Raw genomic sequence first — 24,163 nt, 5'->3', positions numbered from 1 at the left:
ATATATTGAGTTTTCTGAATAGCGAATTCAACTCGATTTGAAGTCATGTTGACACCACTACTTAATCCAATGGAGGTTTTCATTTTGCTTACATCCAAGATGCTTATTGATAAAGACTTTAAAGTGGCTGAAGTTGATCCACGTGTATATGGTTCCTTTGTAGAACATTTGGGACGGGCTGTGTATGGCGGTATTTACGATCCGGGTCACCCCACGGCAAACGAACAAGGATTCCGTCAGGACGCTATTGATGCGATCAAAGCACTGAACGTGCCGGTCGTCCGTTATCCAGGTGGAAATTTCGTATCCGGTTACAATTGGGAAGATGGCGTGGGCCCGGTAGCGGAACGCAAACGCAGACTTGAACTTGCTTGGTGGACCATTGAGACCAATGCGGTGGGTACCAATGAATTCGCAGATTGGGCCAAGCTGGTTGGAACTGAAGTGATGATGGCTGTTAATCTAGGTACCCGTGGCATTGATGCTGCAAGAAATCTGGTGGAATATTGTAACCATCCTTCGGGCACGTATTGGAGTGATCTGCGGATCTCCCATGGTTACAAGGACCCTCACCAATTCAAAACCTGGTGTCTTGGCAACGAAATGGATGGTCCTTGGCAGATTGGCGCCATGACTGCGCACGAATACGGCCGGATTGCGAATGAGACAGCGAAAGCCATGAAATGGGTCGATCCAAATATTGAACTCGTGGCATGCGGAAGTTCCAGCCGTGGCATGAGTACATTCGCAGATTGGGAAGCCACTGTTCTCGATCTCTCTTACGAAAATGTGGACTACCTGTCCCTGCACGCTTATTACAACAATAACAAAGACAACACATATGATTTCCTGGCTACATCGCTAGATCTGGATCAATTCATCGACAGCGTTGCCTCGATCTGTGATTTTGTGCAAGCCAAGAAACGCAGCAAAAAGAAATTGATGCTCTCGCTCGACGAATGGAATGTCTGGAACTCTATCGGCACAAGCCGTATGGAAGAACGTTGGCAGATTGCACCTCCAGAATTCGAAGATGTGTATACCCATGAGGATGCACTGGCGGTGGGCTGTTACCTGATTACCATTCTCAAACATGCGGACCGTGTAAAGATGGCTTGTCTTGCACAGCTGATTAATGTCATTGCACCAATCATGACCGAGAACAACGGAGCGATCTGGTTCCAGACGACCTATTTCCCGTTCATGCATGCATCCAATTTCGGACGCGGTACGGTGCTTCGTTCCGTCGTATCTTCACCGAAATATGATTCCAAAGACTTTACCGATGTGCCTTACCTCGAAGCGATCAGTGTGCATGATGAAGAAAGCGGCATGATCACGATCTTTGCGGTAAATAGACATCTGGATGAAAAGATGGAGCTTAATGTGGATCTTCGTTCCTTCGGGGAGACTACATTTGTGGAACATCTCGTACTGGAGAACAACGATCTGAAAGCGATCAATACCAAAGAGAACCCGCGTAACGTTGTTCCTCACAACGGCGGACACACAACGATTGACCAAGGCAAAGTACAAGCAGTTCTGAACAAAGCGTCATGGAATGTGATTCGTTTGAAAACGAAACAGGCTTAAATTTTAACAGATCAGATAAGCTGTCTTTTTGGAGTTGGAAACTTGGCTAAAACACAGCGGTTTCCAATGCATACCAAAAGACCTTCAGCCTTCTTACGGGGCTGGAGGTCTTTTTGGTATATGTTCTAATGCACTTTCAGACGCAAATAATCACGGTTATGCATACTTTTGGCGACTATACGTGTCGGTACCAGATATCTGGAATCATCTCACGCTCTAATTCCAGCAATTCGTTGATGATCTTGTCCGCATCACTGATGGAATTCACGAGTGGATCGGTGAGCATCGCCCTTCTCAATTTTTCGTAACTTTGCTCGATGACAGCTTCGACCGTAAGCTCATGCGTATCCAGCACAAGTTCTTGCATGCCTCTTATCCCCCGTGGCATCTCGCCTACAGGGATCGGTTTCACTCCGTTCATGTCTACTTCGCACAGCAGTTCGAGGAACGAATCTTCATTCATATTCGTTACCGCGCCGCGATTGAGCGTATTGATGAAGAATGTTTTACCCAAATTCCCCACCATATTTTCAATGATATCTGTCGCATGATCCGGGCCAAAGGTGCTCATGTAGTCGGCAATCGGGAGATTCCCTGCAAGGAAATCATCGACCTGATGCCACATTTCATCATGTCGTTCGTACCTGTCCTCCGTCTCCCAGATCGACAATGGCGGGATCGCGTCGGCAGTATTGCCGAGCCCTTGCCAGTACCGAACGTATTCCTTCGTATGCGCCGTGCAAGTAGGGATTATCCCAAAGATATCGTACAGTTCATAGGTTATTGCGTCGTTAAAAATGGCTTTTGCACCGCGATCGCCGCCGTTGTTCTCATCACCTGCCATCTTGCGCATAGCTTCCGCAATCGTGGGCATGACATTTTTTTCTTCATATTCGGCTTTGAGAAGCCAAGTGAAATGATTGACACCGGCTATGCGGAAATCGAAATTCCGATCGATCTCGTTGGTGAACTCGCTCTTATCTCCAATAATACCGGCTCGTACTGCGTAATAGGCTTTCTTATGTGGCATATGATGACTATCGCACAGCGCAAACGTTTTGAGCTTGGGTGCATAATGGTGTAGTGCGATACCATGAACGGTAGACGGATTAATATAGTTGATTACCCATGCGTCAGGGCACAGCTCTTCAATGTCTTTGGCACATTCCATAATCACCGGCAGTTCCCGCATCGCCCGAAAGATCCCGCCCGGTCCAATGGTATCGCCTGAGCACATACGAATGCCGTACTTTAAAGAGACTTGACAGTCGATACCCCTGTATTTGACGGATTGCTCCGCAAAGCTGAGTACAACGAAGTCCGCTCCCGGCAGCACCTGCCTTCGGTCGACCGAACCCTCCACTTTTAAGGATACATGGTTCTCCCGAGCGACCATCTCCGCCAGTGCTACCATTTTCGTGAGTCTTTCCTCGTCCGTATCCACCAGTGCAAGCGTTCCTTGATTCAAGTATGGCGAGTGGACCATCTGCCAAATGGACTGACGACCGAAAAACAGGCTGCCTGCTCCGATGACAACTACCTTAGGGTGCTGCATATTCGAACCCTTCATCAATAAACCCTCCTCATAGCGATATAAGTCCATTATAGGCGAGTGGCCAGAAAGCGGAATGTGTGAGGGTTTTTAAAACATGTCATATCGTACGATACTTAACAACGCTTTAATCCTTTGCTATATTAGTTGAAAAGTACTGGATGTCATAAAGTAGATACGAATGGAGTGAATCAGATGCATAGAGGGACTGTAAATATGAGTGTTATTGACGAACTTTCGGAGCATATCACTCTTCGAATGAGTTCCTATCTGGAACAAACTCACGATCGGACGTGGACGGAGCACAAGTCACATTCGGATTACGATCTGTGGTTCATTACAACAGGCTCCGTCAAAGTTACCATCGGTGGAATCGAACATACGGCAGTCCCCGGAGACGTGGTGTTTTTCTATCCGGATATGCCCTATATTGCCTCTACGACCAGAGAGTTGTGCCGATTCATATATATGCACTTTGATTTCGGCATCGCCGAGCAAAAGCGAATTCTGGGGGAGTTTCAGCTACCGGGCATCGTGCAGGGCAACCTCATTCGGGAGGAGGCGACGTTGTTTATCTCATCCTATCGACGGTTCAAGCAGGGCAACGGCGGTGGTAGTCCACTCTACTTAAAAGCTTCTCTGCTGCTCGTCATCGCGAAGATCCTTGAACTTCACAGGCAGGACCTGTATAGCGGTGATTTCCTGAAAAATCGGAAACCCAGGAAACCGGAAGGAAGTCTGGACATTCTGCAGCACGTATTTCGATACGTGGATGATAATCTGCATCGTGCCATCCGGGTTAACGAGCTTGCGGCTATTGCCGGTGTCTCCGAGAAATACTTTATCTCTTTGTTCAAGAAAATATTGGGGATCACGCCAGGGCAGTACATGAATCAAATTAAAATGAACCGGGCCAGGGACTATCTCTACGAGAAAAAATATACGATTCAGCAAATTGCCGGATTCTTGGGCTATCCCGACCCGTTCACCTTCTCCAAAGCCTTCAAAAAAGTGTACAACGTGCCTCCTTCTAAATTCGAATAACCCGCTTGGATAGCTCTTTTTGGCGCACAAAGGCAAGCAAATAAGCTGCCTCCGATAATGTACGGAAAGCAGCTTGCAGCTTCGTTTCTTTGCGCTGAACGGATTATTAGCTCTCTCCCGTTTCAGCTTCAGCTTGGGCAGCTTGACCTTGGGCCGACGGAGCCATCAGACCTTGCACAGCACCCATAAATGGCTGAATCTGCTTAATCATGCCGTAGCCCATTTTCACAACGGGTACGAATTGCTGGATCATGCCGAACAGACGCATTCCGCCGCCCAGCATACCTCCAAGTGAACCTCCCCCACCAAGCCCTCCTAAGAGCGAGCCCATCATGGGCATAAAGGATGACACCTGGGCGGGAGCTTGACGAGACGTTGCGCGAGAGGTTACTCGGGTCCGCTTCGATGACTTGTTTATGCCGTTTACCCGTTTACGATTCACAGAAGATGCAGATTTGCTGGCTGGAGCAGCCTTCGCTCTCGATTTCGTACGTCGTGTACTGCCTCCGGATGTTGATCCATTCGACAGTTTATCTACCCCGGTCAGCACCACATCCCCACTGCTCACTCCGGAGATGTAACCGATGTACGTCTCCCCATTATGGAGAGTCACGCATACCGGGCGACCTCTGTACCGTATTGCCTTTGCACGTATTTCATTGGTTTTAGCCATGGAATTCACCTCACTCCACTGGGTTTACTTCAGTGTACGCGATGGGTGGACTGGTTGCCTGTGCGAATAGGACATCCGTGTGTCGAAAACTGAAGTGTCATCTGTATAGGACCTCTCGTATTCTTTGATAAGCACATAACGCTGGACACCTTTGACAGCATCGATCGCTTCATGAGCATGTACGATTGCAATTTCACGATTACCCGCTTTCAGTTCGATGCCCGCGAGAAGTATGGATCTCATCCACGGTTTCTTAATCGTTTGCAGCAGCTCTCTTGCTTTTTCACTCCAACCATTCTCTACAAGCAAAATCGTTTCGTAATATGTACGATAATCCGATTTGGGCATATTATTGACCGCATTCCTTAGCGTTAGCATGTCGTTGCGATAATACCCATAAGCTGCATTATATACCGCTTGTGTCTTTTTCTTCGGATACTTGCTTAGGAGCTGCTCCATCGTGATTTCAACTTCTTCATCCAGTCTGTTGGCAATCACATAATAAATGTAGATATAAGGCGTATGCTGATTTTTTCGCAAAAAAGTTTCCATGCGATCCATCCGTGTTTCCCAAGCCATGGGATGAATGACGCGAATGGTAAACGCGATAAGTGTGGTGATAAGTACAGTGCCTAATATCAGAACAATCGATTGCTCGTACAACAACATCACCAACACAAATACAAATACAGCAGAATAAGAAACAACTTCCCACCTATTCATTCTCATCTTTCATTCCTTTCAGCATTCATATCATGAAGATTCTATTATATCAGAATAAAATCCTTCGTTTGTATAAATTTAGGATATGTGATTCTTTTTTGGAGCACATCCACGCAAAAAAACGAGCAAGCCACATCTGTGACCTGCTCCCTCTCTTAGATATTTCATAATGTTACCATCGTATAGCCCTCATTCAGGAATGCTAAAACTTCCTGCCCGTTCGAATAGACGCGATCAACTCTTTAACGAGAGGTGCTGCGAATGCTTGAGACTTGCCTGTCCTATTATCGTTTACATGTACTAATATTACTTTCGTGAATTATAACCCTCGGGGAAATTGTAATAACGCATGGATAAATGTGCTAATTATATTTCTATCATTTTCCTGTCTTTTATATGTTCAATATACATCTCGTTCAAAACATGCTGCATACGATATGTGTTCTCCGCTAATTCAGATTTAACATATGACTCGATATCACTCTTCTCGATGTTGTACATCACCTCAATTTCTTTGGAGAACAGAAGCTGACCCTCCTTGATTTTTTCAGACAATGTAGTCATCCCTCTTGGTTTCAGTTCTTCGCCCGTCACTTGCTGAAGTGCTTGAACATACGTATCAAGGGAACGTGCACCGACCACTTTCACGCCTTGGTTATCTTCATTGACGATGACAATGGACGGGAAGCCTCGAACCCCCAGACGAGCAACCATCTCGAAATCTTCCTCTAATGAATCTTGTGCGGATTGCTGGGCAGCTTCTTCAACGATTTGTTTTCCATTCAAACCCAGTTCATCGACGATGTCCATAAGTACGTCATCTTCTCCAATATTTCGGTTAAATGCAAATACGGATTCACGTGCTCGTCTCAAGAATTCATGTTCCTTTCCAGGCTGTTTGCCCTGAATCACTTTGAAAACGCGAGATGGAGGATATGAAGAAAGAATCGGATTGTCGTGCCACAATGAGCCGTCGATCGGCATCCGTGAGTGCTCTCCTACTTCTCTCCAATGGCCGGCAACATCAGAAGGTTTCTGAATTCCGTTAGCACCATCTGAGAATCCATCCCAACCCGCAAGCAAACCACCCATTTTTATTTCAACATTAAAATAATGACCGTACTCTTCCATAAACCGATTCAGCACAGGCTCAAGTGCCCAGCAGTGGGAGCAAATCGGATCAGTTGCATAATAAAGGGTTACCTTCTTCTCGACTTGGTTAAGGTTGACTGCTTGCATGACCTCTTCATCACTGACACCACATACCCCTGTTTCCAGATCACACATCATGGATTCGTTACTCATATCTATCCCGCCTTTATTTATCTTATGAATGGATTACTTGTGTTAGTATGATTATAATGTCTACAATCTTTAGAACAAGTACGATTCTTTTTCTGACTTAGTATCAAAAAGTATACTATTGGGGGTTATCAAGTGAAATACGACTTTAATTTCGATCAATTATGTCCGGCGACTTATGCATTTCAGGTGATTGGGGGCAAGTGGAATCTGCCTATATTGGCAATCCTCAGTGAGAATGAGAGCATACGTTACAATGAATTAAAACGAAGACTTCCCGGCATTACCGGAACGATGTTGACCAACTGTTTGAAAGATCTGATACAGTACGGCATCGTTCATCGGGAGCAGTACAACGAAGTCCCACCAAGAGTAGAATATTCACTTACGTCATCTGGGAAAGAACTGGTTCCCTTGATTGAATCCATTGTGGTATGGGGTAAGAAGAATATGAACGCAGGAATAAAGGATGCAGGCTCGGTGTAAAAATGAATATACACCACAAAGCGAACAAGGCATATGCATGCCCTGCTCGCTTTGTGGTGTATAAGTTTTATCGTTTAATGTTCATTATTGCTTCAGTACCTTTACTCGCCCAGACTGTTCCAGAACGTCTGGAAAGCACCCTGCTCGACTTCAAGAAATGCCGGTACGTTGCCGTAACGTACTAAACCTTCACCGAACAGGACCAATGGGACTTGGGTCTTGTCTTCCAGCGTCAGGTAGATGATCTTGCGATCTTCTTTACTGTAGAGATTCTCTTCCAGTTGAGGGCTTGTTGCGATCGGTTTGGCGGCATACAACGCTGAGATGAAGGTATCCAACGATTTGTCCGTTGTCAGCGGTTGCATTTGCTGCAATCCGTTGTTCCAGCTATCAAAGGTTTCCCACTGAGCTGAAGTAATTCGTCCTTCAAGATGAAGTTTACCGATCAGATCAGCACCGCTACTGATGGTCATGTCATGCATCTTATCAAACAACTGGGCATACACCTGACCATCCATTTCGGTGTAGGACATGATGCGGAACTCTTTATCGTAACCGCTCACCGCGTAGATGTCAGCTTCCCCAATGTTGGAAGCCAGCTCTTTGTACTCATCCTGGCTGCTCAGTTCATTGATGCCGCCCGTCGTCGTGCCTAGCTTCTCTCCGCGCAACGCCAGCGCATTTGCACCTTCCAGCGAAGTTGCAGACTGCGTATAGACATTCCCCTGATAGATTACCAGTTGCAGCATATCCGCCATCGCACCTTTGCCTTCTGACTTAGGCAATTCTGTTTTTGGAATAACCACCGGATCATACGCTGTATTCGGCGTATTGGAAGTAGTTGTCCGCAAAATATCATTCGACGCCACTTCTGTCACCGGTGCGCTCGTTCCACTCCACTGCTGCCATACACTCGGTGCAGCAAGCCCGATGCTTGCTGCTACAACAACACTTGCTGCTATGTAGAGAGGTTTGCGTGAACGTTTTGGTTGCTGACGCTGTGTGTTTAAGGATTGCTCAACCCGTTTTTTCATTTGATCGTCTGTTTTCATATGATCCACCGCTTTCTTATAGTTTCGTTTGAATTGTTCCTCGTTCATTGGTGTTCTTCCCCTTCCAGCTCCAGTTTTAACAGCTGTCTTCCCCGCTTTAATCGCATCTTCACCGCTGACTCGCTGATCTGCAGAATGTCGCTAATCTCCCGGACGGGATAATCTTCGTAATAAAACAGATGAACTACTGATCTATACTTGACGGGCAGTGACCGTACGAGTTCAATCAGCGCCTGGTCTTCTGGACTATCCGTCGTAAGGGGATCTGTTTCCTCCAGTTTGACTTCCCGTTTGCGCCAGCCTCTGCCTACTAAGGATTTGCAATGATTGGTGATGACCCGGATCAACCATGCTTTTTGATGCTCTGCATCGTTGAATGTGGGGGCCTTTTCAATAAATTTGATGAAGGTATCCTGAGTGGCTTCCTCCGCGTCCTCTCGTCTGCCGAGGTGTACCATGGCAATCCGGAACAGCGTATCCGCGTATGCCTCATAGATGTTCATCACATGATCGCCCGGCTCGGGCAGTGATCGCTGCATGGTTGTTTTGCCCTCCTTTATACCGTAAACACTCTTAAAGACGACATTCGGTCACATTTTGTTTTATAAAAAAGTAAAAAAGCTATTCCGCAGGACTGTGAATGTCCATCGAAATAGCCTTCTCTTCATATGTTTCCCTATTGTTGAAGATGAATGATACGAATAAGGTCACCGGGTTCAGGAACCTCTTGGCACATATTTGGCATACATCTCCAAGTCATTCAATTGACCAGTCTGTATGTGTGTAATGGTTTCACCTTTATTTAGCGACCGGGAACCAATAAGTTTTAAAGCAACACATTCTTCTGCTCTGCTTCTCCGATCACCTGCTCAATCCCCAACAAAATCAGCTTCAAGCCGAGGGATAGGACTCTTCTACTTATTAGAACTGATTAAATAGACAAGGCTGCCGAGTGATTGTTGCTTACGGCTGCTCTTGTCTATTTCACAGACTAATTGTCGGGCAGTTGCAAGCCTTGCCAGTCGTTTACATCACACTGTCCATAATCATTATCACCCACAGCCACCACTGTGCCATCTGATTGGAGGCCGATCGTATGCGCGCAACCCGCTGCGATCGCCACAATATTGCCCCAGCTACTTACATTGCATTGATCATACTTATTCCAACCCGTTGCGGTCACCGTTCCGTCTGACTTCAGGCCGATCGTATGACTGGTACCCGTAGCTATGGCTACAATATCGTGCCAACCACCTACATCGCATTGATCGTACTTATTCCAACCTACCGCCACCGCCGTGCCGTCCAGTTTAAGCCCAACGTTATGAAGATAACCCGCTGCTACCGCTACGATGTCACGCCAATCGCTTACATTGTATAGACCATATCGATTATTACCGACAACCGTCACCGTACCGTCCGATTTAAGTCCGACCGTGTGCCAATCACCCGCTGCTACCGCCACCATATCACGCCAGTCGCTGACATTACACTGGCCTTCATTATTTCGACCTGTAGCGACCACCGTGCCCTCCGATTTCAGGCCAACGGTACGACGCCATCCTGCAACTATGGCTACAATATCACGCCATTCGTTTACATCGCATTGGTTATGCTTATTCCAACCCACAGCCTTCACCGTGCCGTTAGAAGTTAGGCCGATGGTATGAGCATTCCCTGTATTAGTCGCCATATGGACATTACCAGCTGCAACGGCAACGATGTCGCGCCAGTGGCTTACATCACATTGACCCCATTTATTATCACCCACAGCGCTCACTGTGCCGTCCGATTTAAGACCAACGGTATGACGACGCCCTGCCGCTATGGTTACTTTAGCCCGTGGTTTCACCAGTAAGGCCGCTTCAAGCGGTGAAGTATCATTCATGCTTTTACCTCCTTAGAACAAGAATAAGAGATCCGTCCGAAGCATCTGACAAAATTCACTTCTGGGCAACGATCTGCCCAACAAAAAAGTTCTGCTACTATAGCAGAACTCCCATTCAACAAGACCGGTTTACGTAAGTTTGTTATGTAAATACAAATATACATATGTTCACGAAGTCAGTGCGCGGTATATGGCTATATCTACTCCATGCTCCGTCGAACGTCCTTTCCCAACAAGGATATCGGTATTCAAGAAAGACAACGCTTTGCTATTTGTAATAATCTTGGGGGAAGTACGAAATAAGTCCGTTTTCACATTGCTCATGAAAGACCCGTTATTTTCGATGTACATTTCGCAGGATTGCCCTGTGTGATCTCTCCCCTGAAGCATATACCTGGCGGATAGACTATGCCGATCACCAAACTTCCCGATAATCTGCGTATCCACCCCTCCGTCCAACACAATTCCTTCGAAATACGTTCCGGTAGCGTTACCTGTAAACGCCATCATGACTACGGAGTCATTATCGATATTGCGTAATTCATAGGTCTTCTCTATACGTACATGCACCGTGAATACTTCTTCAAACTCCACCTGTCTTCCCCCTATTCCCGGTTATGTTGAAACGGCGGCTTATCTTGCTGTGGTCGATTTAAGTGAGTAGATAGAAATCTTGCTGTGATATCTAGCACCTGCGGATTCCATACCCCTGTTCCATGCTCTGCACCCAATATTTTATAAAAGACAACGTTCTGTCCATGCTTCTTCAAAGCCTTGTACATCTCAATACTCTGGTTGATGTGCACAATGCTGTCACTGTCCCCATGTACAATGAGAAATGGTGGTAGCTTTTGATCCAAATTCTGATGAAGAGGACTTGCTTGCTTCGCTAATTCGATATGATCCCTCACTTTACCACCAAGAAGCAATCCCTCTGGAGAATCAGCTGCATCATGATCGAGAATATGATTGTATTTGCCCAATGACAGCAGGTCGGAGACCCCATAATAATCAATCACTGCGCTGACTTCGTCTGATTGTTCACGATAAAGACCGTTGTCATATTCACCAATGGTAAGTCCCGTCATCAAAGACAAGTGTCCGCCGGAAGAATCTCCCCATACGGCAACACGATTCGAATCTACACCATACTTCTCTGCATTGCTGCGCATGAATCTTATGGCACATTTAACATCCTCGACAGGAGCCGGAAAACGCGCGATATCCGTGTCCCTGATCTCTACACTTGCGATGATGTATCCTTTCGCAGCAATATGAGAGAGATTCGGAATGTTGGCATATATTTGTTGTGTTCTCCAAGCGGAGCCTTGAACAAAGACCACTAACGGGAATGAATGTCCACTGCGTTGTGGCCTAATAATTTGCAGTCTTCTTTCTACATCTCCGTACTTTGCATACACAACATCAGGAAGATAATTGCAAGAATAGTATGACCCTCCTTCCGCAAACTCTCCATAGATGATCTGAGTTCCTTCAGGTGTTTCGTTGGCTGCAATATCCGCTTCTTTCTTGTCCACGATCAACAACCTCCTGTATCTATAACGTACTTAGCCTAAGAAAAGCGTTAACATCCATATTCTATCATATTCAAGCCTCATTCAGTCATCCGGGATAAGCGGAAATGTCGGATGTCGTAGCCATCCATAAGTGAATAGCCCTGTCCTTTACTTCGTTGTAATTCAAGTGTAATGGCAAGCTGTCGCTCCGTTTTGTTCATCGTACTCTCCCCCATATCCAAAATCCCTTTTTGCATTATACCCTGCGTGAATATAAAATACGATGTCCTTGCCAGACTCTCTGGACTGAATTAACGGTACCCGGATTCCATGATAATAAAAGAAAAGCAGGACAATTATGAATAAATGTAGAATTATGTAATAACTTGCGTGGAAAATTCAATTAGAAAGAATTAAACAGAGGTGTAAAATGAAAAAAATAGTTTGCTTAATCTTATTTAGTATGTTCTTAATCCTGTCATTTCCTCATCAATCAAACGCATCAGCTCCACAAACCAAAATCATATTAGATGGTCAGGAACTTTTACTGCCTTCTGAAGTTGAAGTAGTCAACATTAACAAGAATGTCATGATTCCTATCCGTGTAGTTGCCGAGAATTTGAAATTTAAAGTCGACTGGAATCAGAAGACTCAGCATGTGAACATTGCACAAAATTCAAAGATGATCTCTCTTGGCGTGGGCAAAAAAGAAGCCATGGTGCAAAATGAAGTCGTCTCGCTTAACACCGCCCCGCAAATGATAAAAAACACAGTTGTCGTGCCTCTTCGCTTCGTAAGTGAAGAAATGGGTCTCCAAGTAAGCTGGAACAATAAGGACAAGATTGTTGGTTTAACGAGTGCTGTATCACCAGCTCCTTCCGTGCCCTCCCCTTCTACGCCAGATCGCGGGAATGAGAGCACATGGAATAAAGTGAATGAGATTAACTTATCGAATCATCAGCTCGTTGTATCTGTAGATACAGAGATCACTCCTAAGATCACCAGATTGAAGAATCCGGATCGAATTGTTGTGGACTTGCCAAACACCACTTTTGGAGACACGGGACCTACGATACAGCAGGGTAATATGGGTAAACTCGATGTCAGTGGAATTGCAAACATTACAGAGGTTCGATATTCGCTTTTCAAAAACGACCCTGCCGAGGTTAGAGTTGTAATCGAGCTTCACAACCTCAGCGATGTTCAAGTGAATCATCAATATATTGCTGGCAAGTTAATCGTTGATCTAAGTGTAACAGGTATTGTGGGAATTCCTGTTATACCGGCAGGCACTGACTCTGGCAAGAAAATAGTTGTGATTGATCCGGGTCATGGTGGGGCTGATCCTGGAACCACGAGTATCTCGAACAAACATGAGAAAGATTACACACTGGCAGTGGGTCTCAAAGTTCAAGCACTCCTGCTTCAAGAGCCCGGCATTGAACTTGTCATGACACGCGAAACAGATGTATATCCCACGCGCCCGGAACGTGTGCAGCTGGCGAACAAATTAAATGCAGATGTATTTGTATCCATACATGGGAACAGTGTAACTGCTTCCCCTCAAGCGACGGGGACCGAGACATTTTATTATCAGCGCAGCAGCAGTAAAGAATTAGCCGATATTATTCATAGACATTTGGTTGAAGCGATGGGATTGAAAGATCGTGGAGTCAAAAATGGCAGTTTGCAAGTGATTAGAGAAACGACCATGCCTGCTGTACTTTTGGAAGTTGGATTCCTGAGTAACATGACGGATGAGAAAGTGATGCTGTCAGAGAGTGGTCAGAACAAAGCGGCTCAAGCCATTGTGGATGGTATTAAAGAATTTCTGAATCTATAAGAGAAACGATGAGGAGGTGCAACTATGAACAAAATGAAGAAATATACGAGCTTTATGGTCATGTTCGGACTATGTGCAATCATCATTGCTGGATGCGGAGACAAACCGGTTACGAATTCGGGCACGACTGCCAATCCCAAAGATACCGTTAACTCCTCTTCTCCGAACGAACAAGATCAAGTAATTGAACAATCCGAAGAGATTGAAGTAGCGTATGTCGATGCTCAAGTAACCACCGTTGTGAAAAGTAAAGCCGAGATAAAGTTCTCTGACAGCAAGGACAAATACACTAAAGTGTTTGAAGCGTTACAAAGCGCGGATGACCCTAATCATGTTTCGTTATGGAATAACATTGAACTCAAATCGTTGGAATTCCTGGATGGTACATTGACGTTGGATGTGCATATTCCAGATGAAGCAAGACTTGGGTCAGGAGGAGAACTCCTTGCGTTGGACGTTCTAAAGGAAACGATGTTCCAATTCCAAGAGGTGAATAGCCTGGAACTTCTTGTAGATGGCGCAGCTTCAGAAAGCTTAATGGGACATTCGGAATTGGAACATCCGATGGTTCGTGTCACCGAGTAAATCAACCAAAGCTAACCCACACCGAAAACCCCGTTCGAATTTGAATGGGGTTTGTTCTTGCATACGTAACGTCACACTTCACTTCCGTTTCTTTATGTTTATAAGATGTAATTCAGTCAACAATAGAAGAAATCAGAAATCATCCACGGAGGAAGTGATTCAATGGTGTTGAATGTTATATTGGGTTTTGTGATCCCTATGGTTGTAGGGTGCTGGATTTTAAGAAAAAATCTGGACTTACTCCTCATTTTTTTCCCGTTCGGTGTTGCAACCTCCACTGTTTTCAATAACATTGGTTTCAATTACTACTGGTACCTGGTTCCCGAATACACGAATCGTTCCTTTTCAGCTCTGCCTTTCGATATAGGTCTCTTCCCAATGGCTGGATGTCTTATGATATATTATATATACAAACATCGTGCACATCCATGGTTAGCAGCCATTATATCCGCTTTCGTACTGACTAGTATCGAGTGGATCGCCAAAGAAAACGGAAAAGTATCGTATTTTAATGGATGGAACATCCTCTGGTCTTACATCTCGTATCTGATCCCTATGATTATGGCGTATGTATATTATCTGATTTTCTTCAAGGTGTTCCAAGCGCGCAAGTCTCATTAAGTAATCTCAGCCAGCGAAACAACAACTTTGAATAAAAAGAGGTTCTTACGATTGCTTCTTTCAAACTGTTACTTCTGTAATAATGAATGAACTCTAAACCCAAAAAGCCGCCAATTGGCGGCTTTTCATGTATATGCTTATCTTGTTTCCATAATTACAGGGACTCACCATTGCTCTCAATGACTTGTTTATACCAGGCAAACGAATCTTTACGGTGTCTTTGCAGCGTTCCATTTCCGGCATTATCTTGATCTACATAAATGAAACCATATCGTTTCTCCATTTCGGATGTGGAGCAGCTAATAATATCGATGGGTCCCCAGCTGGTGAAGCCCATCAAATCCACGCCATCGGCTATCGCTTCCTTCATTTGCTCGATATGCTGACTCAGATAGTCGATTCGATACGTGTCATGAATGGAGCCATCCGCCTCAAGCTTATCGGTAGCACCCAGACCGTTCTCAACGATGAATAACGGCATCCGGTAGCGGTCGTATAAATTGTTCAGCGCAACTCGAAGCCCAATCGGATCAATAGGCCAACCCCATTCAGTAACTTTCAAGTGAGGATTTTTCACTTGGCTAACCAGCATACCGGAATTGCTGTTGTCATTCGGATTGTATTCACCGATATAGCTCATGTAATAGCTGAATGCAATGAAATCGACTGTGTTGTCTTTAATAATTGCATCATCCTCAGGTTCCTTCACTAATTCGATCCCATTCTCCTTGAAATATCTCTGCATGTAAGATGGATATTCGCCCCGAGCTTGAACTTCTGGATAGAATAGGTTCATCTGATCTTCCTTCAGTGTTTGCAGCACATCCTCCGGCTTACTTGAAGCGGCATAGGTCTCCAGGCGGCAAATCATGCAACCGATTTGAGCGTTTGGCATCTTCTCTTTACCATTTTTCACAGCCAATGCACTCGCTACAAACTGGTGATGAGTCGCTTGGTAGGCAACTTGTTCCTTGCTGCCCTTGATTTGATCCTCAAGGATACCGCCTCCTGTATACAGGCTTGTAAGAATCATGTTCATTTCATTAAACGTAATCCAGTATTTCACTTTATCTTTATACCGGTCAAAGAGTGTATTGGCGAATTTCAGATATAGTTCAATCAATTTGCGGTTTTCCCAGCCATTATATTTTTGAGTCAGCTGAACGGGCATTTCATAATGGGAAATCGTCACGAGCGGCTCAATGTTGTGTTTCAAAAGTTCATCCAGCACATCGTCATAGAATGCCAGACCTGCTTCATTCGGAACTGCCTCTTCTCCTGTAGGGAAAATGCGCGTCCAGGCGATGGAGATTCGAAGCACTTTGAATCCCATCTCGGCAAACAAAGCAATGTCTTCTTTATACCGATGGTAGAAATCTACGCCGTTGCGTTTCGGGAAATAAACATCCGTGTTGCCTCCCAGGAATTCCTCAAGTTCAACAGAATCCACATCAAAGGTGAAATCTTTACCGTTGCGTAGTTCCTTGGGTACGAATGGGGCCATATCCGAGGTGGATAGTCCTTTGCCGTCGGTATCAAAAGCGCCCTCCAATTGATTGGCTGCTGTTGCTCCTCCCCACAGAAAGTCTGCCGGGAATACTTGTTTGTTTTCTTGTTTTGTCATGATGGTTGTGCTCCTTTTATATGGTAGTTTGTGTTGAAAGTTAAGATCACTCATATGATAAATGTGATAAAACATTTAGCGAACAGTGAGAAGAAGCAATTCATTCATTGAAATCACCCCCTTCACATGTACGGGTACAACATCCAGATAATCCGGCGTATTCGTCACAATGATGGGTGAAACGATGTCCAGTCCCGCAGCTTTGATGCTCTCCAGATCGAATTCAACAAGTGGATCGCCCAAGCGGACTTCTTGTCCCGTTTCTACTTTGACATCAAAGAACTCTCCTTTGAGCGAGACGGTATTTAGTCCGACGTGGATGAGGATGTCAATGCCATCCGTGGAGTGAAGCATTATGGCATGTTTACTTTTGGCCACCATCGTGACTGTTCCGTCAAAAGGCGCAGTCACTTTGCCTTCTGTCGGTCGGATGGCAATGCCTTTGCCTGTCAACTCATCCGCGAATGTTTTGTCTGGTAGCTCCGCTAGTAGTACAAGTTCTCCTGTAAGCGGACTCTTCACTTCGCCTTTCTTCTCTTCAATGGAATGAACCGTAGTGGGCAATTCGTTCTCCACAGACAAGGATTCAGGCTCCAATTCCATTGGCGGAGAACCCGGTTTGGCAGATGGCTGTGGCTCCGAATCATCCCATTTCAGCATCAAGGTTAAGACTAACGAAACGGTAAAACTGATGGAGATCCCGATCAACGCATACCAGAAGTTCGACATCCCTCCATTCGGGTCAATATATAAGGGCAGTGACAGTATGCCAGGTACAGCAAAGCCGAAACTTTTCAGACCGACAGCTGTAATGAATCCCCCACCTGCGGCCCCTCCAACAAGTGATGCGTAGAATGGTTTTTTCAACTTTAGACTTACCCCGTACAATGCAGGTTCCGTAATGCCCAGGAAAGCGGAAATTCCACTCGACAGAGCAAGCGACTTCATTTTTGGGTTTTTCGTTTTGAGGAATACAGCCAGCACAGCACCTACCTGGCCCATGTTCGTGACCAAATTAATAGGTAATAAAAGAACGTCATATCCAAGTTTGCTCAAATTTTGCAGCGTTCCCGGGAAGAAAGCATAGTGCATACCCGTCATAACGATGATTGGCATCAGGCCACCAAGGATAATGCCGGTCAGAGGCCCGGAATGGGCAAAGAGCCATGAGGTACCCATTTCCAAGTAAATCCCGATGTAAGTGCCGAGCGGTCCGATGGCAATCAGCAGAATCGGAACCGTAATCACAAGCACGATCATCGATGTGAAAATAACTTTAACCGGGCCTGGAATAACCTTATCCACCCAGCGATATACGTAGCTCAGTAACCACACACCCAGAATAATCGGAATGACAGACTGTGTGTAATTCACAATCGAAACCGGAAGCGATAGGAAACGAATCGGTTCAAGATGTTGGGCATTGTATGCATCCAGGATCGTTGGATATAACATCGTGCCTGCAAGCGTCAGAGCAATATACTCATTCACCTTGAATTTGCGAGCGGACGATACGGCTAACAGGAAAGGCAAGAAATAAAAAGCAGCGTTTCCGATGGAGGACAAAATCTGATATTCGCCACTGGTTTCGTGCAACAGCCCCAAGGTCACTAGCAGTGCCAGAATCCCTTTGAGCATACCCGTGCCCACAATAGCGGGCAGAATCGGTGTAAATATGCCCGAGATGGTATCCAAAACGGCGTTGATGCCTCTGGAGCGTGGAGCCTGTTTGTCTTGTTCGGTAGCGTCGCCCTGCTTCAGTTGTCCCTCCAATTCCTCATATACCGCAGCGACATGATTCCCGATCACAACCTGGAATTGATCGTTCTGAAACTGGGCACCCAGAACGCCATTTAAGTTTTTAATTTGTTCCAGTTGAACCTTTTTCTCATCATTAACATTGAAGCGAAGCCTTGTGATACAGTGCCACGCCTGGCTGATGTTCTCTTCTCCACCCGTCAATTGAATGATTTCCTTGGACAACTCTCTGTGGTTCATGCTGAGTTCCTCCTCCATTTTTGGCGAAAAAAAACCAAATGTTATACCTTTCTGCCGCAGGTGCAGAATCGGTAACATTTGGTGGTGCCTGATCGAATCAGTAACACTCCATATTCAAATCTTATTCAAACGTGATGTTCAGTCCGCATCAGGATGCGTCGTCACTCTCTCGATGTGAATCATTAGGTAAACCATCTCGTCAGGAGTAATGATGAACTTATACTGGTGTTCCATAAATTCCTTTATTTTTTGAGCACATTGGCAGCTGGAAGGATAGCGTTCCGACAACACGTCGTACAAGAAATGCTGATCCTTGAACGAGAGCACTTCCCGGTTCAGTTGACGCACGATGAAGTAGCGTAAATGCGTGACGAATCTGGAATAGTTCACCGATTCCTGATCTGGCGCAATCTCGAAATGATGAGACATGATCTCCAGAATATCATTAATCATTTTAGTGATTTTGATCGTTTGGTTCATGCTACCTGAATCGAACTGTGCATTCACGAAGTGAAGTGCGATGGAACTTGCTTCACTATGGGACAAGCTCACATGGAAAGCCTCGTTGATCAGATTCACCGCTTGTTCGCCAGCACCATACTCCACCGGATACAAATGACGAATGTCCCAATGAAGAGGATTCTGGATATCCATACCCGTTTTCAGGCGTTCCAGTGCAAAATGAATATGATCTGCCAAGGTCAACAAGATTGAATCATGAAGCTTTTTCCCAATCCTTTTTTGACCTGTCTCAATAATCTGATCCGTTATATCTATGACTTGCAGCGGAATATCGTTGAAAAATTGCTCCATCCGCTGATACTTATCATTTGCACCAATTCTAAACGTTTTTTGGATATGTTCTCGATCAATGGTTTGTCCCTTGACCTTTTTGAAACCTACTCCCGTACCAATAACAATGACTTCACATCCATCTGTATCTTCCGCAAGGGCAATGTTGTTATTGAGCGATTTTTTGAATTTCATGTTCTCTCACCCCCTATAGACAGAAAGCACCACCAAGTCTACAAACGCAAGTAATGAACTTGCGAATTCCAGACTGTGGTGGTGCCTGATCGAATCAGTGACACTCCTTATTTAGCTGTATTGTATACCACAATGTAATCGGTGTCAAATAGAATCTGTAAAAGATTTTTTCAGATAATGTGAACAAAGACTATTGAGCAGGACCCATATTAATCAGGCTGACATCGGACAATGAGACGGTTGTATTGCCGTCTTCTACACCGTCAATGTTACCCAGATCGAATGAAATTCGAGTATTGGGATAGCTTCCTTCTGTTGCATCAAATGTGAAGGTGAACTCTTGTTCTTCGCTGGTCAGACCCACCCTCTGTCCGAAGAAACCATGCCATTCATAATTGGATTCTGCATCGACCCATCCAATACCCAACCCCAATTTTCTAGGCTTCTCAGCTTTGGCTTTAAACGTCAGCTTGTATTTGAAACCCTGTTGGATGCCGAATCCTTCATTGATCACTTGACGATCCCATGGATTCTGACCTACATTTCCAATCTTGGCTTGAAGCTGTTGATGACTGACATGAATCTCAAGGTCTGCCGCATTACCATCCGCGTGAGTAAACCAACTCTCATTACCTTTGGAGAAGTCCCCATTAGGAATAAGATTAACATGAGCCGGTTGCCCTCCTTGATCTGCATTGGGATTAACTTCATATAACTGCACGTTATTGATGGAAATCGCATGTTCACCTGTGGCTAACGGATAACCTAATCCAAATGCAAGCATGGCCGCCGAATCCGTAGTATCTCCCATAGTGAATGTATAAGCATACGATTTAGTAGCCGCAGTTAAGTCCACTTTTTCTTCCAAATACTTCACAAAGTCCCCTTCATTCTTTGAAAGAACAGCTTGCATAGATTTGGGAATGGATGCCGATGCTTCAAAGGTAAGTCGGTACGTTGTATTTGCGCCGAGTTCGATCTGACCTTGTTGCATCAGCGCATCCCACCAATGTTCACTCGTACCGGGCAGGGTAATCGTTAGACCTTTGTCCTCACCATGTGAAGCTGCCAGATGATTAGGACTCAGCTCCCAATGATTCAGATCAGCTGTAAGTTCACCATTTTGAACTTTGCTTTGTGAAATATCCATCCAGCGCGTATTATAGTTCTCTCCTTCAAAATTCACAAAATATGATTTGCCTGCTGTCAGAGTAACTGCTGGGAAATAGACCGTTTTGTATACCTGCCATCCACCCGTGTCTCCGAGACTCAGGTCAGATTGTGCAACGGTTGTACCTTGTTCGTCTTTGATGCTGAAACGAACGCTCGAATCGCTTTTTCCACTGGCCATCCGGGCAGACAGAACATATCTCCCGTCGTGAGCCACATCGATTTTATATTGCAGCAGATCTCCCTGATCCATGTAACTGACATGTTTACCTCCTTCTTCAGAGTTCTCCAACTGCAATCCTTGCATCATCCAGGCTTCGGTTGCTGGCACATGAGCATAACCATTCACCGATAGAGGTTTTCCTCGTTTGGTCAGACGAACATTGTCCACATATACCTTACCGTTGGAGCTGCCGAATAACAGTCTAAGCTCGGAATTGGCAATGGATGCCCCATCACCCACGTTGATCTCGCCAGTATACGTTTTCATTTCTTGGCCCAAGGGAAGGTTCTGCCCTTGATGAACCTGTACGGAATGTCCGTCATTGCTGACAAGATCAATATCCATGTTTCGCGGTGTATCTGCCTTGGCTTCAAAGGAGAAGCCATACGTTGTATTCGCTTCCAGCTTCAAACCCGGTTGGTTCACTGAAACCTGCTCAGGCTCACCATTGGTTTGTGTAACATCAACGACCAGTTGACGCTCCATAATCGGGAACTTCGAAAAGTTATTCACGCTGATCTTGGCTCCAGCATTCTCGTGAACGCTACTGGACCAGAAACCAAGGCGATCCTTGCCTTGATCAAATGTACCATTGTAGATGAAATTGCCATCAGGCAGCGTGTTTCGTTCTACAGTCACCGCGTCAGCCTCACCCATCTCGATCAGGCGGACATTGGCAAACCAAACGGTTGTATCATCCAGCCCCAGATTAAATTCGAATCTGGCATTATTATCGGAGCCATCCCGCATATTGAAGGTATATTCATAGGATTTCCAATCTGTCGTGAGTGCAAAGGATTGCTCACCAGAGTAATTGGTCCAGCTTTTTTCGAATTGGTTCACTTTGGATAGGATTGTACGGTCAGCAGATGCCTTCGCATCAAACTGTATTTTGTACTTTTTGTTTTTCTTGATGTACATGGGCATCTGAGTGAGTTGAACCGAATAGTTTTCAGTCCCCGATGCATCAATGGTAACTTGTGCTGCTTTCCCTTTCTGATCATCCTCTATAACTTTGACACTGCCCGCTCCGTCTGCATTCGTAATGAATTTCCACTGAAGAGGAACCCCATTGTCTCCAGAACCTTCCGAAAAATCATCATTGTAGAGTTGATTACCATCGGCTTGTGGTTCGCGCTGCTGTACTGGCTCTATCGGATTCGTTGTCACATCAGGCCATGTGCTTAGATTCTTATACGAATACACACGCACAAAATCAACGTTCATCTTTTCGGAAGTGAACTCGCTCTCAGGTGAACCCGGCCAATCTCCGCCAACTGCCAAATTCAGAATGAGATAGAATGGACGATCGAATGGTGCAGGGAATGTGTAATACTCCGGTTGGCCCGTAGCCTTCGTTTGCCAGTTAGTCACTTCATGATGCAACTTTCCATCCACATAGAAGCGAATCATGCCAGGCAGCCACTCCACTTGGAAATCATGATAATCGTCAGCAAACGTTTCTCCTTTCGGGAGAATGAGACTTCCCTGGTCATGTCCATGGGAACCGTCAGGCTTCACACTGTCATAATGCAATGTACTATATACCTTGTTGTTGCTTTGTTTGCCACCGATGAGCTCCATAATATCGATCTCTCCAGAGGCCGGCCATCCTCCATAATGCGCTTCATCTGTCGGCATCATCCATATGGCTGGCCACATGCCTTTTTCTACTGGAAGCTTCGCACGTACAACCATCTTACCGTAGGTCCAGTCGCCTTTCCCCATGGAGATCAATTTGCCTGAGCTGTAATCCTTACCATTTTTCGGACCTTTTTTGGCTTCAATCTGCAACACACTTCGATTCTGATCTTTCGTAATACGAGTGTTATCCGGGCTGTAATACTGCATTTCATTATTATAAACCAGCCCCGTATCCTGCACGGTCCATTTGGAAGAATCAATCGCAGGTCCATTAAACTCATCATTCCAGACAAGCTCCCATTGATCATGCGGAATCGTTGTTGCTGGAATCGGTTTTTCACCCGCAGGATTGCTTGGTGTCGATGGTGTAGAAGGCGATTGCCCGTCTGGAGAAGATGGCGTTGGTGTGCTTGCCACATTCGTTGAATCGCCAGGCTGTGATGTAGCGGGTTGTTGAGCTTCACCCACCATGGATGTACGCAGACCTTGTTTTACTTTCTCTCCATTGATCACGACATCATTGGCATCCACACTCAACTTTGTAATCTTACCTTTGGTATCCAATCGGGTTTGATTCGCCTCCGCGAGAATGGTCATCGAATCAACCAGGCTATTCGAAGAGATCTCCAAGATGGATTTCTGCATAACAATCACTTCTTGAATGCTGCTTCCTTCCGTAATGGCAACTCTGACGGGTTCACCACGTTTGTCAACGACCACCCGATTCAGCTTGGAGTTGCTAATGTGGATGGAATGACTGCCCCCGCCTTTAATAATGACACTGCCTGTAACGGTTACCCCCTGCAGCACGACAGAACCCTCGTCAATGCCTTCAGCCAGCAGCAGGTTTCCATTGACGACCGTATTTTTTAACGTGATATCCGTTGATTTAAGGATCAAGTTGCCATCAACCCGGGACTCATATGTACCCGGAACGCTTTTCACATCTGCAATCATCGCTGACAATAACCCTGCCGTCTCCGCTCGTGTAATCGGGGCTTTGGGATTTAATTGGCCTTGGTATCCTTTTACTATATTTTCGTTCACCAGATAGGTAAGCGCTTTCTTTGCATAACTGGAAATATCAGCTGCATCTCGAAACTTCAATCGTTCGCTATCTGCGTTCGTACCCGCTGAAAGTTGAAATGCTCGATCCACCATAACAGCTGCATCTTGCCGGGTAATAGGTTTTTTCGGTGACAGATGCTCACGATCTGTTCCTTCGATAATGCCAGAACCATTCGCACGTACCATCACATCATAGTACCAATCCGCTGAGGTCATATCCGCATATGAACCAGGAGCCGCATCGCCTGTGAAGCCAAAGGCCCGATCCAAAATCATGACAAATTCAGCTCGGCTAATCACCTGACTTGGCTTGAATGTACCATCCGTATAACCTTGCAATAAATTCAAGTCTTGCATACGTGTAACTGCGGATTGTGACCAATGCCCGTTCAGGTCTTTATAGGGAACAGAGGAGTGCAGGCTATTCGCCTGCACATTCCCCACCTCCGCTTGACCCTTTGCACTTTCTGCTCCAGCAGTTGCTGGATATACGAGTGAAGCCATTAAACTCCATGCAACCATACATGCCAGTCCTCTTCTCATCTTACTTCCTCCCTCAGCTCAGTTATC

Annotated in this window: 20 protein-coding genes; 6 read left to right on the top strand and 14 right to left on the bottom strand. The window is 45.5% G+C overall.

Annotated elements, in window-relative coordinates:
- Positions 1–99: 99 nt before the first annotated feature.
- Positions 100–1,593 carry an arabinosylfuranosidase ArfA gene (gene arfA, locus C0Q44_RS17545; protein ID WP_374955123.1) on the top strand — a complete coding sequence of 498 codons (1,494 nt, stop codon included), beginning with the start codon at positions 100–102 and terminating at the stop codon, positions 1,591–1,593.
- A 175-nt stretch (positions 1,594–1,768) separates the two neighbouring features.
- On the opposite strand, the gene C0Q44_RS17540 is transcribed toward arfA, so the two are convergent.
- Positions 1,769–3,163, bottom strand: coding sequence for a family 4 glycosyl hydrolase (locus tag C0Q44_RS17540; RefSeq protein ID WP_105408577.1), 1,395 nt, complete (start codon positions 3,161–3,163; stop codon positions 1,769–1,771).
- Positions 3,164–3,361: 198 nt separating this feature from the next.
- On the opposite strand from C0Q44_RS17540, the gene C0Q44_RS17535 reads away from it, so the two are divergent.
- Complete coding sequence (locus tag C0Q44_RS17535; RefSeq protein ID WP_258166409.1) at positions 3,362–4,189, top strand: AraC family transcriptional regulator; 828 nt, start codon at positions 3,362–3,364, stop codon at positions 4,187–4,189.
- Positions 4,190–4,295: 106 nt separating this feature from the next.
- Here the strand turns inward: C0Q44_RS17535 and C0Q44_RS17530 are convergent, their stop codons facing one another.
- The 3 genes from C0Q44_RS17530 to C0Q44_RS17520 all read right to left on the bottom strand — a co-directional run bounded on the left by C0Q44_RS17530 (position 4,296) and on the right by C0Q44_RS17520 (position 6,890).
- The gene (locus C0Q44_RS17530) at positions 4,296–4,862 is read right to left on the bottom strand and encodes a hypothetical protein (RefSeq protein WP_105408575.1); all 567 of its coding nucleotides are present in this window, start codon (positions 4,860–4,862) and stop codon (positions 4,296–4,298) included.
- Between the two features lie 24 nt (positions 4,863–4,886).
- Entirely contained in the window at positions 4,887–5,585 is a 699-nt protein-coding gene (locus C0Q44_RS17525) for a hypothetical protein (RefSeq protein ID WP_105408574.1), read from the bottom strand.
- A 366-nt stretch (positions 5,586–5,951) separates the two neighbouring features.
- Positions 5,952–6,890: a DsbA family oxidoreductase gene (locus C0Q44_RS17520; RefSeq protein ID WP_105408573.1), complete on the bottom strand. Its 939-nt coding sequence runs from the start codon at positions 6,888–6,890 to the stop codon at positions 5,952–5,954.
- A 132-nt stretch (positions 6,891–7,022) separates the two neighbouring features.
- Here C0Q44_RS17520 and C0Q44_RS17515 point away from each other — a divergent pair, with 132 nt between their 5' ends.
- Positions 7,023–7,373, top strand: coding sequence for a winged helix-turn-helix transcriptional regulator (locus C0Q44_RS17515; RefSeq protein ID WP_105408572.1), 351 nt, complete (start codon positions 7,023–7,025; stop codon positions 7,371–7,373).
- 101 nt (positions 7,374–7,474) lie between these two features.
- Here the strand turns inward: C0Q44_RS17515 and C0Q44_RS17510 are convergent, their stop codons facing one another.
- The 6 genes from C0Q44_RS17510 to C0Q44_RS30265 form a co-directional block, all read right to left on the bottom strand.
- Positions 7,475–8,473: a hypothetical protein gene (locus C0Q44_RS17510; protein WP_105408571.1), complete on the bottom strand. Its 999-nt coding sequence runs from the start codon at positions 8,471–8,473 to the stop codon at positions 7,475–7,477.
- A complete protein-coding gene (locus tag C0Q44_RS17505) occupies positions 8,470–8,964 on the bottom strand; it encodes an RNA polymerase sigma factor (RefSeq protein WP_105408570.1) in 495 nt (164 codons plus the stop codon). The genes C0Q44_RS17510 and C0Q44_RS17505 overlap by 4 nt, the downstream gene beginning before the upstream one ends.
- A 452-nt stretch (positions 8,965–9,416) precedes the next feature.
- Positions 9,417–10,313, bottom strand: a complete 897-nt coding sequence (locus C0Q44_RS17500) for an RCC1 domain-containing protein (RefSeq protein ID WP_105408569.1) — start codon at positions 10,311–10,313, stop codon at positions 9,417–9,419.
- Positions 10,314–10,481: 168 nt separating this feature from the next.
- Positions 10,482–10,907, bottom strand: a complete 426-nt coding sequence (locus tag C0Q44_RS17495; RefSeq protein WP_105408568.1) for a DUF3237 family protein — start codon at positions 10,905–10,907, stop codon at positions 10,482–10,484.
- Positions 10,908–10,918: 11 nt separating this feature from the next.
- Complete coding sequence (locus C0Q44_RS17490; RefSeq protein ID WP_105408567.1) at positions 10,919–11,851, bottom strand: alpha/beta hydrolase; 933 nt, start codon at positions 11,849–11,851, stop codon at positions 10,919–10,921.
- A 77-nt stretch (positions 11,852–11,928) separates the two neighbouring features.
- Entirely contained in the window at positions 11,929–12,087 is a 159-nt protein-coding gene (locus C0Q44_RS30265; protein ID WP_181151055.1) for a hypothetical protein, read from the bottom strand.
- Between the two features lie 173 nt (positions 12,088–12,260).
- Between C0Q44_RS30265 and C0Q44_RS17485 the strand changes: the two genes are divergently transcribed.
- From C0Q44_RS17485 to C0Q44_RS31550, 3 genes are all read left to right on the top strand, one after another.
- Positions 12,261–13,673: an N-acetylmuramoyl-L-alanine amidase family protein gene (locus C0Q44_RS17485; RefSeq protein ID WP_105408566.1), complete on the top strand. Its 1,413-nt coding sequence runs from the start codon at positions 12,261–12,263 to the stop codon at positions 13,671–13,673.
- A gap of 24 nt (positions 13,674–13,697) precedes the next feature.
- Complete coding sequence (locus tag C0Q44_RS17480; RefSeq protein WP_105408565.1) at positions 13,698–14,258, top strand: GerMN domain-containing protein; 561 nt, start codon at positions 13,698–13,700, stop codon at positions 14,256–14,258.
- A 162-nt stretch (positions 14,259–14,420) separates the two neighbouring features.
- A complete protein-coding gene (locus tag C0Q44_RS31550) occupies positions 14,421–14,879 on the top strand; it encodes a CBO0543 family protein (protein ID WP_105408564.1) in 459 nt (152 codons plus the stop codon).
- Positions 14,880–15,033: 154 nt separating this feature from the next.
- Here the strand turns inward: C0Q44_RS31550 and C0Q44_RS17470 are convergent, their stop codons facing one another.
- From C0Q44_RS17470 to C0Q44_RS17455, 4 genes are all read right to left on the bottom strand, one after another.
- Positions 15,034–16,503, bottom strand: coding sequence for a glycoside hydrolase family 1 protein (locus C0Q44_RS17470; protein WP_105408563.1), 1,470 nt, complete (start codon positions 16,501–16,503; stop codon positions 15,034–15,036).
- A 75-nt stretch (positions 16,504–16,578) separates the two neighbouring features.
- A complete protein-coding gene (locus C0Q44_RS17465) occupies positions 16,579–18,501 on the bottom strand; it encodes a beta-glucoside-specific PTS transporter subunit IIABC (protein ID WP_105408562.1) in 1,923 nt (640 codons plus the stop codon).
- A 138-nt stretch (positions 18,502–18,639) separates the two neighbouring features.
- Entirely contained in the window at positions 18,640–19,488 is an 849-nt protein-coding gene (gene licT, locus C0Q44_RS17460) for a BglG family transcription antiterminator LicT (protein ID WP_105408561.1), read from the bottom strand.
- A gap of 190 nt (positions 19,489–19,678) precedes the next feature.
- The gene (locus tag C0Q44_RS17455; protein WP_105408560.1) at positions 19,679–24,136 is read right to left on the bottom strand and encodes a carbohydrate binding domain-containing protein; all 4,458 of its coding nucleotides are present in this window, start codon (positions 24,134–24,136) and stop codon (positions 19,679–19,681) included.
- Positions 24,137–24,163: the final 27 nt, after the last annotated feature.

It is taken from the genome of Paenibacillus sp. PCH8 (assembly GCF_002968835.1).
Classification (GTDB): domain Bacteria; phylum Bacillota; class Bacilli; order Paenibacillales; family Paenibacillaceae; genus Paenibacillus.
The sequence above is the reverse complement of the archived record's forward strand: the minus strand, read 5'-3'. Positions and strand labels throughout refer to the sequence as shown.